Origin of the sequence: Pseudomonas sp. PS02288 (assembly GCF_029959715.1) — a bacterium.
In the GTDB taxonomy this organism is placed as follows: domain Bacteria; phylum Pseudomonadota; class Gammaproteobacteria; order Pseudomonadales; family Pseudomonadaceae; genus Pseudomonas_O; species Pseudomonas_O kuykendallii.
In genome coordinates, this window is sequence record NZ_JASCPA010000086.1 from 1 (window position 1) to 12,745 (window position 12,745).

Below are 12,745 nucleotides of genomic sequence, written 5' to 3' on the forward strand. Positions count from 1 at the left end.
CAGCGCGGCGAGGGTCGGCTCACTGCTCGGCACCTCGACCACCACCAGCTACATCGAGTCCGCCGCCGGCGTCAGCGCCGGCGGGCGCACCGGGCTGACCGCCATCGTGGTGGCGGTGCTATTCCTCTTCGCGCTGTTCTTCTCGCCGCTGGCCGGCAGCGTGCCCGCCTTCGCCACCGCCCCGGCGCTGCTGTTCGTCGCGGTGCTGATGACCGCCGGCCTGGCCGAGATCGACTGGGACGACATCACCGTCGCCGCGCCGGTGGTGATCACCGCGCTGGCCATGCCGCTGACCTTCTCCATCGCCAACGGCATCGCCTTCGGCTTCATCGCCTGGACCGCGATCAAGCTGCTCGCCGGCCGCGGCCGCGAGCTGAACTCCGCGCTGGTGGTGCTCTCGATCCTCTTCGTGATCAAGCTCGGCTGGTATCCGTAACCTTTCGTAGGGTGCGCCATGCGCACCGCAGCGCCGCGTCGTTCCGACCATAAGGTGCGCGCGGCGCACCCTACGGTGGCGTACCGGGTCGGTTCGACCGAACAGACCCACGAATTCATCCCGGCTATCGGTCGTAGGGTGCGCCATGAGCACCGCAGCGCCGCGTCGTTCCGACCATAAGGTGCGCGCGGCGCACCCTACGGTGGCGTACCGGGCCGGTTCGACCGAACAGACCCACGAATTCAACCCGCTATCGGCCGTAGGGTGCGCCATGCGCACCGCAGCGCCGCGTCGTTCCAACCATAAGGTGCGCGCGGCGCACCCTACGGTGGCGTACCGGGTCGGTTCGACCGAACAGACCCACGAATTCATCCCGCTATCGGCCGTAGGGTGCGCCATGCGCACCGCAGCGCCGCGTCGCTCCAACCATAAGGTGCGCGCGGCGCACCCTACGGTGGCGTACCAGGTCGGTTCGACCGAACAGACCCACGAATTCATCCCGGCTATCGGCCGTAGGGTGCGCCATGCGCACCGCAGCGCCGCGTCGTTCCAACCATGCGGTGCGCGCGGCGCACCCTACGGTGGCGTACCGGGTCGGTTCGACCGAACAGACCCACGAATTCATCCCGCTATCGGCCGTAGGGTGCGCCATGCGCACCGCAGCGCGGTGTCGCTCCGACCGGGCGGTGCGCGCGGCGCGCCCTACGGTGGTGGCATACCGGGCGAGTTGCCAGCCCCTAACGCGCCGGCGATGCCACGGGCTACCGTTCCACGACAAAGCCATCCCCGCCGTCCTGGCGAATCCGTACAATGGCCGCCCGATTTCCGCGCCCGCCTGAGTGATCCATGAGCTCCGTCCCCCTCGATTCCGCCGCCTACGCCCAGCAACTCACCGAAAAGACCGCGCGCCTGCGCGAGCTGCTGGCGCCGTTCGATGCGCCCGAACCGCAGGTGTTCGACTCGCCGCTGCAGCACTACCGGCTGCGCGCCGAGTTCCGCCTATGGCGGGAAAACGAGGAGCGCTTCTATGCGATGTTCGAGAAGGGCGACAAGTACACGCCGATCCTGATCGAGGATTTCCCCGTCGCCAGCGCGCGGATCAACGCACTGATGGCGCCACTCAAGGCGGCCTGGCAGGCCAGCACGGCGCTGTCGTTCAAGCTGTTCCAGGTGGAATTCCTCACCACCCTGGCCGGCGATGCGCTGATTACCCTGGCCTACCACCGGCCCCTGGACGACGCCTGGCAGGCGGCGGCGGAACAGGTCGCGGCCGACCTGCAGGTCAGCCTGATCGGCCGTTCGCGCGGTCAGCGCATCGTCATCGGGCGGGATTTCGTCGAGGAAGAACTGGAGGTCGCCGGGCGGCGCTTCCGCTATCGCCAGCCCGAGGGCGCCTTCACCCAGCCCAACGGCACGGTGAACGGCAAGATGCTCGCCTGGGCTTACGAGGCGCTGGGCGAGCGCGACGACGACCTGCTGGAGTTGTACTGCGGCAACGGCAACTTCACCCTGCCGCTGGCGACCCGCGTGCGCAAGGTGCTGGCCACCGAGATCAGCAAGTCGTCGGTGTACGCGGCGCTGGCCAACCTCGCCGACAACGCCATCGACAACGTCACCCTGGTGCGGCTATCGGCCGAGGAGCTGACCCAGGCGCTGAACGGCGTGCGCCCGTTCCGCCGCCTGGCGGGCATCGACCTGGCGAGCTACGACTTCGGCAGCGTGTTCGTCGACCCGCCGCGCGCCGGCATGGACCCGGACACCTGCGAGCTGACGCGGCGCTTCGAGCGCATCCTGTACATCTCGTGCAACCCGGAAACCCTGGCGCAGAACATCGCGCAGCTGCACGACACCCATCGCGTCGAGCGCTGCGCGCTGTTCGACCAGTTCCCCTGGACGCACCACATGGAGTCCGGCGTGCTGCTGGTGCGGCGCTAATCGGCCCGCCCGCCCCCCTTAGGCGATACGCCGTCAGCCGAGGAACAGCCGGCCGATGCCGAAGTTCGAGCCCACGCTCCAGATCAGCACGGTTAGCGCCAGCAGGGCTTCGAGCACCAGCACGCCGATGCCCAGAGTTCCGCTGGAGAGGATGAAACCGTCCTTGCGCGGAATCTGCAAAAACGACGGAATCCCCAGGTACAGCAGATAGGCCGTGTAACAGAGCGCCACGCAGCCGACCAGAATGCACAGCCAGATCAGCGGATAGAGCAGCACCGCGCCGGCGAGGAACAGCGGCGTCGCCACGTAGCCGGCGAACACGATGCAGCGGTCGACACTGGGGCGCTCCGGATAACGCTCGGCCATGCGGAAGATGACGTTCCCCATCACCGCGATGGCGGCGAGGATCATCAGGTAGAAGCCGGCACCCAGGGCGACGGCGACGGGTAGCGACACCTCCGACGTCTGCATGTCGCCGAGCTTCCAGCCGATCTGGGTGGTGCCGATGAAGGCGCAGACCACCGGTATCAGCGCCATCAGCAACACGTGATGGGCATACAGGTGGATGACGGTTTCGCCTTCGGTGTTGATCTGGGCCCATTCGCGGGTCGGACGGGACAACAGTCCCCATACGTGATTGATCATCGCGCTCCCTCCTCTCCCGCCCCTTACGGGGCTGTGTCGAGACCGCGCCGGCGGGGTGTCGACGACGGAATCTGTAATTGAGAGTAGACCCACCTGCGATGGTTCGTCGCACCCTTTGACGGCCGATGAAGCGCATTTCGGCAACAGGCGGTCACACCTTCGCCGCCTCGGCGTGCGCCAGGCCAGTCCCGGACGCCACCGGGCGCGCTATCCTGCGCGCCTTACCCTCAGGAGACTCCCCATGCGCGCATTTCCCCTGCTCGCCGCGCTGCTCGTCGGCAGCGTCGCCCAGGCCGCCGAGCCGGTGGCCATCGACGTCTATCGCGACCCCAACTGCGGCTGCTGCACGTCCTGGATCAAGCACCTGGAGCAGAACGGCTTCAGCGTCCGCGACCACATCGAGAACGACATGCCGGCGCTGAAGACCCGCTTCGGCGTGCCGCACGCGCTCGGCTCGTGCCACACCGGGGTGATCGACGGCAAGTTCGTCGAAGGCCACGTGCCGGCGAAGGACGTGCTCGCCCTGCGCCAGCGCGCCGACCTGGCCGGCATCGCCACGCCGGGCATGCCAATGGGTTCGCCGGGAATGGAAATGGGCGAGCGCAAGGACGCCTATCAGGTGATCGGCGTGGGCACCGACGGCAAACAGAGCGTAGTGAGCGACTACCCGGCCCATTGACCGGCGTCAAACAGGTGGTTCGGGGTGTTTCCTTTCGTCAGGAACCGACCGTTCAGGCACGCACGGAGGCGCGAACGCTGGTGTAGATTCGCGCGCTTTGCATGATGGCGCTTCGCCTAGGCGCGCAACGCTTCCGTCCTCTCGCAGTGATCGGACCCCACCCATGACAGCCGATGTTCTCGCTCCCCTGGCCGCAGACTGGGGCGCCCTTATCGACCGCTACGACGCCACCCTCTGCCGAACCGTCGGCGCACTGATCGACGCGCACGCCGAATCGCTTGCCGAACGGTTCTACCAGCACATGGGCGACGACAGCCACGCCGGGCAGTTCCTCGCCCACCAGCGCGTCGAGGAGCACCTCAAGCCGTCGATGCGGCGCTGGCTGCAAGAGATGTTCGCCCTGCGCAACCGCTCCGACGTTCCCGAACTGATCGAACTGCAGAAACGGATCGGCGAAATCCATGCGCGGGTCGATATCCCGATCAGCCTGGTGATGCGCGGCGCGCGCTTCCTCAAGGCGGCGATCTTCCTGCAACTGGGCAGCGCCAGGCTGGGACGCGCCCAGCTCGACGCCATCACCTTCGTCAGCGAGAACATCGACATCGCCCTGGAGGTCATGAGCCAGGCGTACTCCCTGGCGCATCAGCGCAACGCGCGTTCCGAGGAGGCCTACCGGATGTTCTCGGTATCGCAGAACATCGGCACCGAGCGCGAACGCCAGCGCGCCGGCCTGCTCGACTGGGAAAACCAGCTGATGTACGACATCGCCCTCGGTGCCCAGGCCGGGCAGTTGCAGCCGCTGCTGCAGTCGGACTTCGGCCTGTGGTTCAAGCACAAGGCGACGCATGCTTTCCAGGACGCGGTGGAGATGAGCGCCATCCGCGAACACGTCGACCGTATCGAGCGCTGCATCGCCCACTTCCAGCCGGAGGTGGGCAAGTTGCGGCAACTGCGCGAGCTTCGCGAATCCACCCGCGTGGTGCGCTACCTGCTGGACACCCTGTTCGCCCGCGCCGGCGAACTGGAGGTCGGCCGCGACAGCCTCACCCAGATGCTCAACCGCAAGTTCCTCAGCGTCGTACTAAACCGCGAGATCGCCCTCGCGCGCACCACCCACAGCCCGTTCGCGGTGCTGATGGTCGACATCGACCACTTCAAGAGTGTCAACGACAACCTCGGCCACGAAGCCGGCGACCTGGTGCTGCAGCAGGTCGCCGCGATTCTCTCCAGTTGCATACGCGGCGGTGACTACGCCTTCCGCTACGGCGGCGAGGAATTCCTGCTGATCCTCGTCGACACCACAGAAGCCACCGCCATGACACTCGCCGAGCGGGTGCGCCGGCGAGTCGCCGAGGAAGTCTTCCAGCTCGCGGCGAACCGCACGATCCGCACCACCGTCAGCCTCGGCGTGGCCCTGCACGACGGTCATCCGGACTTCCAGCGCACCCTGCGCCGCGCCGACCAGGCGCTCTACCAGGCGAAGAACGAAGGCCGCGACCGGGTGGTGCTGGCCTGCGACTGAACGTCATCGCGCCTCGCGCGTCCTAGCATGAAGCGCCGGACTCACCGGCCTTCAAGGAGATCCGGCAATGCGTTGGCAAAGGGCGAGAAGAAGCGAAAACGTGACGGACGGCCGCTCCGGTGGAAGCGGCCTGCGCATCGGTGGCGGGCTTGGCCTCGGGGGCATCGTCGCGGTGGTGGTGATCAGCCTGCTGATGGGCCAGGACCCGCTGCAGATCCTCGGCCAGCTCTCCGGCCAGGGCTCGCAGGTCGAGCAGAGCCAGCCCGCGGACGGCCGCGCCGATCCCGAGGTGGACTTCGTCAGCGCGATCCTCGGCGATACCGAAGACACCTGGGCCGCGCTCTTCGCCACCGGCGGAGGCCAGTACCGCCAGCCGGAACTGCGCCTGTTCAGCGGCGGCACCAACTCCGCCTGCGGCTATGCCTCTTCGCAGGTCGGCCCGTTCTATTGCTCGCTGGACCAGAAGGTCTACCTGGACCTCGGTTTCTTCCGCGAGCTGGAACAGCGCTTCAAGGCCGCCGGCGACTTCGCCCAGGCCTACGTGATCGCCCACGAAGTCGGCCATCATGTGCAGAACCTGCTGGGCGTTCCCGCCACCGTGGACGCCGCGCGCCGCAGCGGCCAGCCGATGGAGGGCGCCAGCGGGCTCTCGGTGCGCCAGGAGTTGCAGGCGGACTGCTACGCCGGCGTCTGGGCCTTCCACGCGCAGAAGCGCCTCGACTGGATGGAGCCCGGCGACCTCGAGGAAGCCCTGAACGCCGCCAGCGCCATCGGCGACGACCAGTTGCAACGCAAAGGCCAGGGCCGCGTGGTGCCCGACTCCTTCACCCACGGCACCTCGCAACAGCGCGTGCGCTGGTTCAAGGCCGGCTTTGAAAGCGGCTCGCCGGACAGCTGCGATACCTTCGAGGCGAAGGCGTTGTGAACATCGGCTAGGTTCTCAGGATCGCCACGGGAGCAAGGATGCTCATGGACCTGTTACCGAACAGCAAGACCCTTAGAAGCCAGATGACCGACGCCGAGCTGCTGCTGTGGCGTCAACTGCGCGGCCACCGATTTCTCGGCCTCAAGTTCAAGCGGCAGAAGCCCATGGGGCGCTACATCGTCGACTTCGTCTGCCTGGAGCATTTCCTCATCATCGAGGTGGACGGCGGCCAGCATCAGCAGGCGTCGGACAAGGACGCCGCGCGCGACCGCTATTTCGAGGACCGCGGCTTTCGCGTGCTGCGCTTCTGGAATCACGAGGTGTTGCGGGAAACGGAGGCGGTGCTGGAGCGTATTCGGCTGACGCTGCTGGAAGGCTTCAGCCCTCTCCCCAGCCCTCTCCCGTAAACGGGAGAGGGGGCTGCCCGTGCGGGTTCGGCGCCACGACGTTGGGCTCGGCAGCCCTTCGACTTGGCGCATGCCCCTCTCCCATTCATAGGAGAGGGCCGCCGTCTCAGATCATCCCAGCCATAACCAAGCACCAAACACTCAGTAGCCCAGCCCAGCACCACACTCCATCGCCCACCCCGCACTGCCCCCTCTCCCATTCATGGGAGAGGGCCGGGGAGAGGGGCCTTTGCCTGGGATCAGCCACCCAACCCCGCCAGCACCTCCGCGCAATCGCGCACGAAGCCGTCGCTCCATTCCGGCCAGGGGTTCTCCGGCAGGTTCACCAGCAGCGCATGCGCGCCGGCCGCGCGGGCGCATTGGAGGTCCATGCGGTGGTCGCCCACCATCACCAGCGCGCCGGGGGCAACGCCCCAGCGTTCGGCCAGATGCAGCAGGCCGCCGGGGTGGGGTTTGGGCGGGGCCTCGTCGCGGCCGAGGATATCGTCGGCGGCGAAGCAGTCGTCGAGGCCGATCGCCTTCAGGGTCACCAGCGCCAGCTCATGGGCGTTGCGGGTGAGGATGCCGAGCCGGCAGCCGCGCTCGCAGAGGGCGCGCACCAGCGCCACCGCGCCCACGGCCGGGCGTGAGGCGAGCGCCAGTTCGCGTTCGTGGTCGAGCAGCCAGGCGTGCTTGCGCGAGGCCGCCTCGGCGGGCAGCGCCGCCAGGTGATGGAGGATGTCGTCTTCCGCGGGGATGTCCAGCTCGCGGCGGATGAGGGCGAAGTCGTGCACGGCGACGGTCAGGGTGCCGTCCATGTCGAACACCCAGTGGCGCGCCTCGCCCAGCGTCACTTCCAGTCCTCGCGCTGGCGGATCAGCCCCTCCTGCGCCACCGAGGCCACCAGCTTGCCCTGCTGGTTGTACACACTGCCGCGGTTGAAACCGCGCCCGCCGCCGGCCCAGGGGCTGTCCATGACATACAGCAGCCACTCGTCCGCACGCAGGTCGTCGTGGAACCACAGCGCGTGGTCGAGGCTCGCCACCTGCATGAACTTCTGCCACACGGACACCCCGTGCGGGCGCAGCGACGTGGTCAGCAGCCCGAAGTCCGAGGCATAGGCAAGGATGTACTTGTGGATCGCCGGGATGTCCGGCAGCGCGCCGTCGGCGCGGAACCAGACGTGCTTGACCGGCTCGCTGGAGACCGGCAGGAAGGGGTTGCCGACGTGCACCGGGCGGATTTCCACCGGCCTGCGGCTGACGGCCTTCTCGCGCATGCGCGGCGGCAGTTGGTCGACGATCTCCAGGGCCAGTTCGGTTTCCGACTTGAGGCCCTCGGGGCCGGGCACGTCAGGCATCTGCGACTGGTGCTCGAAGCCCGCCTCGCGGACCTGGAACGACGCGCTGCAGGTAAAGATGGTCTGGCCCTTCTGCACCGCGGTGACGCGGCGGGTGGTGAAGCTGCCGCCGTCGCGCACGCGGTCGACGCTGTAGACCACCGGCAGGCTGGCGTCGCCGGGACGCAGAAAGTAGCCGTGCAGCGAATGCACGGGACGGTCCGGGTCGACCGTCTGGCTGGCGGCGGACAGCGACTGGCCGAGTACCTGGCCGCCGAACAGCTGGCGGAAGCCGAGGTCCTGGCTGACGCCGCGGAACAGGTTTTCTTCGATGGTTTCCAGGCTCAGCAAGGCGACCAGGTCGTCCAGTACTTGGCTCATTGTTTCGCTCCTCGATCAGCCTCAGGCACGGTTCAGGGCTCGCGCGGCCCGTTGCCGCCATGGTAATGGGTTTACCGGCGCCGCGGTCATTCCTGCCGCCATTCTCCGGCACGCAGGCGATAGAGCTGGTGGTGGCGCAGCCGGTGATCGCGCGGCAGGTGCGGATGTTCGAAGTCCGCGGCCGGGTCGCGACGCATGCCCAGGCGCTGCATCAGGCCCAGGGAATTGCGATTGTCCGGCACGGTGAAGGCGACCACTTCCTCGAGGCCCAGCTCATCGAAGGCGTGGTCGAGCACGCACTCGGCGGCTTCGTGGGCGTAGCCCAGCTCCCAGTGCGCCTGGGCCAGCCGCCAGCCGATCGCCACCGCCGGGGCGAAGGCCGCGGGAAAGTCCACCACCTGCAGGCCGACGTAGCCGATGAAGGATTCCTCCCCCGGCACCTCCAGCGCCCACCAGCCGTAGCCGTGCTCGGCGAAGTGCGCCTCGATGCGCGCGGCAAGGGCATCGCTCTGCTCGCGGTCCAGGCAGGCGGGGAAGTACGCCATCACCTGCGGATCGGCGTTCATCGCGGCGAACGGCGCGCGGTCCTCAGGCATCCATGGACGCAGGATCAGGCGCTCGCTGCGCAGGCTGGGAACGGGGTGTGGCATGCGGATTCCTCGGCGACGGTGCCCGACATCGGACCGCCCGGCCGACCGGAGATTCGCCTCCTCAGCGGCGTTTGCGCACGGCGCCGGGCGGCGCGCCTCCTCCGTCGCCCGCTGCGCACGCCGCATGGCGTCAGCGCTACGCTCCGCGCCGAGCCCACTCGTCCGTCCGCCTGAACCAAAGCCCGCCGCCAGCCCTATCAACTAGGGAATGCAGCGCTGCCGCCGGCGCCGAACGCGGCGTCACGCGCAGACGCGTCCTACCCGGAACGAGGAAAAGCCATGCAAGCCCTGACCTATCACGGTGCCCGCGACGTTCGCGTGGATAACGTCCCCGACCCGCTCATCCAGGCCCCCGACGACATCATCCTGCGGGTGACGGCCACCGCCATCTGCGGTTCCGACCTGCACCTGTATCGCGGCAAGATGCCGGCCATGAAGAGCGGCGACATCCTCGGCCACGAATTCATGGGCATCGTCGAAGAGGCCGGGCCGGCGGTCACCGCGGTGAAGAAAGGCGATCGCGTGATCGTGCCGTTCGTGATCGCCTGCGGCGACTGTTTCTTCTGCCAGATGAATCTGCATGCCGCCTGCGAGACGACCAACCCGGACCGCGGCGCGATCATGAACAAGAAATCGATCCCCTCCGGCGCCGCGCTGTTCGGCTACAGCCACCTGTACGGCGGCATGCCCGGCGGCCAGGCCGAGTTCGTCCGCGTGCCGAAGGCCAATGCCGGCCCGTTCAAGGTCCCGGACACGCTCAACGACGAGCAGGTGCTGTTCCTCACCGACATCCTCCCCACCGGCTACCAGGCCGCGGTCAATGCCGGCGTCGGCCGGGGCTCCAGCGTGGCGATCTTCGGCGCCGGCCCGGTCGGGCTGATGGCCGCCGCCAGCGCCAGGCTGCTCGGAGCCGAGCAGATCTTCATGATCGATCATCACCAATACCGGCTGGACTTCGCCCGCCAGGCCTACGGCGTGGTGCCGATCAACTTCGACGAGCAGGACGACCCGGCGGAGGTGATCATCCAGGCCACACCCGGCATGCGCGGGGTCGACGCGGTGATCGACGCGGTCGGCTTCGAGGCCAAGGGCAGTACCACCGAGACCATTCTCACCAACCTCAAGCTCGAAGGCTCCAGCGGCAAGGCATTGCGCCAATGCATCGCCGCCGTGCGCCGCGGCGGCGTGGTCAGCGTGCCTGGCGTGTACGCCGGCTTCATCCACGGCTTCCTGTTCGGCGATGCCTTCGACAAGGGGCTGACCTTCAAGATGGGCCAGACCCACGTACACGGTTTCCTGCCGACGCTGCTCGGGCACATCGAGAGCGGCGAGCTGAACCCGGAAATCATCATCACCCACCGCCTGCCGCTGTCCAGGGCCAGCGACGGCTACAAGATCTTCAACGAGAAGCAGGAGGACTGCCGCAAGGTGATCCTCGTCCCGGAAACCGCGCCGCAGTTCAGCGCGCGGCCGTTCACCGATGCCGCACCCGGCACGCCCGGGGTCTCGCCGCTAGGTTGAGTCACCGGCACGGCGCCCCCGCCCGTCGATGCCGGGCGGGGCGAAGCCGGTTAGAATCGGCGCCTTTCTTCCGCGCCAGGACCGACCATGCCCGCCACTTCCGTCCCCCGCGTCGCCATCGTCGGCGGCGGTCCGTCCGGGCTGATGGCGGCCGAAGTGATCAGCGCCGCCGGCATCGTCGTCGATCTCTACGACGGCATGCCGTCGCTCGGGCGCAAGTTTCTCCTGGCCGGCGTCGGCGGCATGAACATCACCCACTCCGAGGCGCGCGAGGCGTTCCTCTCGCGCTACGGCGAACGTCGCGAGGCGATTTCCGCGCTGCTCGCCGATTTCGACGCCGACGCCCTGCGCGCCTGGATTCACGGCCTGGGCATCGACACCTTCGTCGGCAGCTCGGGCCGCGTCTTCCCCACCGACATGAAGGCCGCGCCGCTGCTGCGCGCCTGGCTCAAGCGTCTGCGCGAACAGGGCGTGCACCTGCACACCCGGCAGCGCTGGCTGGGCTGGAACGATCGCGGCGCGCTGCGCATCGCCACCGCCGAGGGCGAGCAGGCGCTGCACGCCGACGCCACCCTGCTGGCGCTGGGCGGCGGCAGCTGGGCGCGGCTGGGCTCGGACGGCGCCTGGATGCCGTTGTTGCAGGCGCGCGGCGTGGAGATCGCGCCGCTGCGGCCGAGCAACTGCGGCTTCGAGGTGGCCGGCTGGAGCGCGCTGCTGCGCGACAGGTTCGCCGGCGCGCCGCTCAAGTCCGTCGCCCTGGCGCTGGACGGCGAAGCCCCACGGCGCGGCGAATTCGTGCTCACCGCCAATGGCATCGAGGGCAGCCTGGTGTACGCGCTGTCCGCCGCGATCCGTCGGCGCATCGAGGCCGACGGCCGCGCAGTGGTGCGCCTCGACCTACTCCCGGCGCTGTCGGCGCAGGACATCGAAAAGCGCCTAAGCCGCCCGCGCGGCAAGCACTCGATGGCCAGGCACCTGCACGGCCAGCTCGGCCTGGACGGCGTGAAGGCCGCGCTGCTGCGCGAATGCGCCCCGGTCGAGGCGTTCGCCGACAACGCGCGGCTGGCGACAGCGATCAAGGCGTTGCCGATAGAACTGCTGCGCACACGTCCGCTCGACGAGGCGATCAGCAGCGCCGGCGGCGTCACCTTCGAGGCGCTCGATGCCAACCTGATGCTGCGCGCGCTGCCCGGCGTGTTCTGCGCCGGCGAGATGCTCGACTGGGAAGCCCCCACTGGCGGCTACCTACTCACCGCCTGCTTCGCCAGCGGCCGCTGCGCCGGCCTGGGCATGCTGGCGTGGTTGCGCGACGCGGGCCGGCTGTAGCCGGACGTGCGTAGGGTGGGCTTCAGCCCACCATCGCAGAGCAGAATATCGGTTGGCTGAAGCCCACCCTACGGGGTATGCGGGCGCTGATCAGCGCTGCCAGAGCACGCCGCGGTCGATGTCCGCCAGGGTGGCGCAGCCGGTGAGCGCCATCGCCGCTTCGAACTCGCCGCGCAGGATGTTCAGCAGTTGCACCACGCCTACCGCGCCGCCCAGCGCCAGCGCGTGCACGTAGGGCCTTCCGATGAGCACCGCCTGGGCGCCGAGGGCCAGCGCCTTGAGCATGTCGGTGCCACGGCGGATGCCGCCGTCGAGCAGCAGCGGCACGCGTCCGTTGACCTGGTCGGCGATGCGCGGCAACAGCTCGATGCTCGCCGGCAGGCTATCCAGCACGCGGCCGCCGTGGTTGGAGACGATCAGCCCGGCGGCCCCGGCCTGCACCGCGCGCTCGGCGTCCGCCGCGGCGCTGACACCCTTTAGCAGGACCGGCAGCCGCGTGTTGCCGAGTAGCCAGTCGAGGTCGCGCCAGGTCGGCGCGCTGCCCAGCCGGCCGTCGAACAGCGGGCTGTCGAGGATGCCCGCCGGTTTCGCCGGCCTGACGCGCATGCCACGCAGGTTGACCGCCTCGGGCAACTGGAAGCCGGCGCGCTGCTCGCGGTTGCGCACGCCGTTCACCGGTGCGTCCACGGTCAGCACCAGCGCGCGGTAGCCGGCGGCCTCGGCGCGGCGCACCAGCTGCAGGGTGAAGTCGCGATCCGGCTGGATGTAGAGCTGGAACCACGGCGAACGGGCGACGCCGGCGACCTCCTCCAGCGACAAGCTCGAAGACGTGCTCAGCGCCATGCCGACGCCCATCGCCGCCGCGGCCTCGGCCACGGCGCGCTCGCCGTCCGCGTGCACCAGCCGCTGCGCCGCCACCGGCGCCAGCAGCAGCGGCATCGACAGCGTCTGGCCGAGCAGATCGCAGCGCGTGCTGGCCCCGCCCAGGTCGGCCAGCACG

Annotated in this window: 13 protein-coding genes; 8 read left to right on the plus strand and 5 right to left on the minus strand. The window is 68.8% G+C overall.

Features of this window, described 5'->3' with window-relative positions; genetic code table 11:
• Both QMX85_RS22035 and trmA read left to right on the plus strand, forming a co-directional pair.
• The coding region (locus tag QMX85_RS22035; RefSeq protein ID WP_282344513.1) for a solute carrier family 23 protein at window positions 1-436 on the plus strand (436 nt) is incomplete at its 5' end.
• 846 nt (window positions 437-1,282) lie between these two features.
• Window positions 1,283-2,371: a tRNA (uridine(54)-C5)-methyltransferase TrmA gene (gene trmA / locus QMX85_RS22040; protein WP_282344515.1), complete on the plus strand. Its 1,089-nt coding sequence runs from the start codon at window positions 1,283-1,285 to the stop codon at window positions 2,369-2,371.
• Window positions 2,372-2,404: 33 nt separating this feature from the next.
• On the opposite strand, the gene QMX85_RS22045 is transcribed toward trmA, so the two are convergent.
• A complete protein-coding gene (locus QMX85_RS22045) occupies window positions 2,405-3,016 on the minus strand; it encodes a Yip1 family protein (protein WP_090226121.1) in 612 nt (203 codons plus the stop codon).
• A gap of 241 nt (window positions 3,017-3,257) precedes the next feature.
• On the opposite strand from QMX85_RS22045, the gene QMX85_RS22050 reads away from it, so the two are divergent.
• The 4 genes from QMX85_RS22050 to QMX85_RS22065 all read left to right on the plus strand — a co-directional run bounded on the left by QMX85_RS22050 (window position 3,258) and on the right by QMX85_RS22065 (window position 6,549).
• Complete coding sequence (locus QMX85_RS22050) at window positions 3,258-3,695, plus strand: DUF411 domain-containing protein (RefSeq protein ID WP_282344520.1); 438 nt, start codon at window positions 3,258-3,260, stop codon at window positions 3,693-3,695.
• A 163-nt stretch (window positions 3,696-3,858) separates the two neighbouring features.
• A complete protein-coding gene (locus tag QMX85_RS22055; RefSeq protein ID WP_282344523.1) occupies window positions 3,859-5,217 on the plus strand; it encodes a diguanylate cyclase in 1,359 nt (452 codons plus the stop codon).
• Between the two features lie 67 nt (window positions 5,218-5,284).
• Entirely contained in the window at window positions 5,285-6,142 is an 858-nt protein-coding gene (locus QMX85_RS22060; RefSeq protein WP_090226116.1) for a neutral zinc metallopeptidase, read from the plus strand.
• Between the two features lie 44 nt (window positions 6,143-6,186).
• On the plus strand, window positions 6,187-6,549 hold the full coding sequence (locus tag QMX85_RS22065; protein WP_282344525.1) for an endonuclease domain-containing protein: 363 nt from the start codon (window positions 6,187-6,189) through the stop codon (window positions 6,547-6,549).
• A 239-nt stretch (window positions 6,550-6,788) separates the two neighbouring features.
• Here QMX85_RS22065 and QMX85_RS22070 read toward each other — a convergent pair whose 3' ends face one another.
• The 3 genes from QMX85_RS22070 to QMX85_RS22080 form a co-directional block, all read right to left on the minus strand.
• Window positions 6,789-7,346 carry an HAD family hydrolase gene (locus QMX85_RS22070; RefSeq protein ID WP_282344536.1) on the minus strand — a complete coding sequence of 186 codons (558 nt, stop codon included), beginning with the start codon at window positions 7,344-7,346 and terminating at the stop codon, window positions 6,789-6,791.
• A 32-nt stretch (window positions 7,347-7,378) separates the two neighbouring features.
• Complete coding sequence (gene tesB, locus QMX85_RS22075; protein WP_090226113.1) at window positions 7,379-8,248, minus strand: acyl-CoA thioesterase II; 870 nt, start codon at window positions 8,246-8,248, stop codon at window positions 7,379-7,381.
• An 86-nt stretch (window positions 8,249-8,334) separates the two neighbouring features.
• Complete coding sequence (locus QMX85_RS22080; RefSeq protein WP_282344528.1) at window positions 8,335-8,898, minus strand: GNAT family N-acetyltransferase; 564 nt, start codon at window positions 8,896-8,898, stop codon at window positions 8,335-8,337.
• A 279-nt stretch (window positions 8,899-9,177) separates the two neighbouring features.
• On the opposite strand from QMX85_RS22080, the gene QMX85_RS22085 reads away from it, so the two are divergent.
• Together QMX85_RS22085 and QMX85_RS22090 are read left to right on the plus strand one after the other, a co-directional pair.
• Window positions 9,178-10,419: a zinc-dependent alcohol dehydrogenase gene (locus QMX85_RS22085; RefSeq protein ID WP_282344530.1), complete on the plus strand. Its 1,242-nt coding sequence runs from the start codon at window positions 9,178-9,180 to the stop codon at window positions 10,417-10,419.
• Between the two features lie 87 nt (window positions 10,420-10,506).
• On the plus strand, window positions 10,507-11,745 hold the full coding sequence (locus QMX85_RS22090) for a TIGR03862 family flavoprotein (RefSeq protein WP_282344532.1): 1,239 nt from the start codon (window positions 10,507-10,509) through the stop codon (window positions 11,743-11,745).
• A 90-nt stretch (window positions 11,746-11,835) separates the two neighbouring features.
• Here QMX85_RS22090 and QMX85_RS22095 read toward each other — a convergent pair.
• Window positions 11,836-12,745, minus strand: a 910-nt coding sequence (locus tag QMX85_RS22095) for an alpha-hydroxy acid oxidase (protein WP_282344534.1), incomplete at its 5' end; no start/stop codon positions are given.

Bases quoted from the DNA above. Each gene is read 5' to 3' on its own strand.
- trmA (WP_282344515.1), top strand. From the start codon at position 1,283: ATGAGCTCCGTCCCCCTCGATTCCGCCGCCTACGCCCAGCAACTCACC.
- QMX85_RS22045 (WP_090226121.1), bottom strand. From the start codon at position 3,016: ATGATCAATCACGTATGGGGACTGTTGTCCCGTCCGACCCGCGAATGG.
- QMX85_RS22050 (WP_282344520.1), top strand. From the start codon at position 3,258: ATGCGCGCATTTCCCCTGCTCGCCGCGCTGCTCGTCGGCAGCGTCGCC.
- QMX85_RS22055 (WP_282344523.1), top strand. From the start codon at position 3,859: ATGACAGCCGATGTTCTCGCTCCCCTGGCCGCAGACTGGGGCGCCCTT.
- QMX85_RS22060 (WP_090226116.1), top strand. From the start codon at position 5,285: ATGCGTTGGCAAAGGGCGAGAAGAAGCGAAAACGTGACGGACGGCCGC.
- QMX85_RS22065 (WP_282344525.1), top strand. From the start codon at position 6,187: ATGGACCTGTTACCGAACAGCAAGACCCTTAGAAGCCAGATGACCGAC.
- QMX85_RS22070 (WP_282344536.1), bottom strand. From the start codon at position 7,346: ATGGACGGCACCCTGACCGTCGCCGTGCACGACTTCGCCCTCATCCGC.
- tesB (WP_090226113.1), bottom strand. From the start codon at position 8,248: ATGAGCCAAGTACTGGACGACCTGGTCGCCTTGCTGAGCCTGGAAACC.
- QMX85_RS22080 (WP_282344528.1), bottom strand. From the start codon at position 8,898: ATGCCACACCCCGTTCCCAGCCTGCGCAGCGAGCGCCTGATCCTGCGT.
- QMX85_RS22085 (WP_282344530.1), top strand. From the start codon at position 9,178: ATGCAAGCCCTGACCTATCACGGTGCCCGCGACGTTCGCGTGGATAAC.
- QMX85_RS22090 (WP_282344532.1), top strand. From the start codon at position 10,507: ATGCCCGCCACTTCCGTCCCCCGCGTCGCCATCGTCGGCGGCGGTCCG.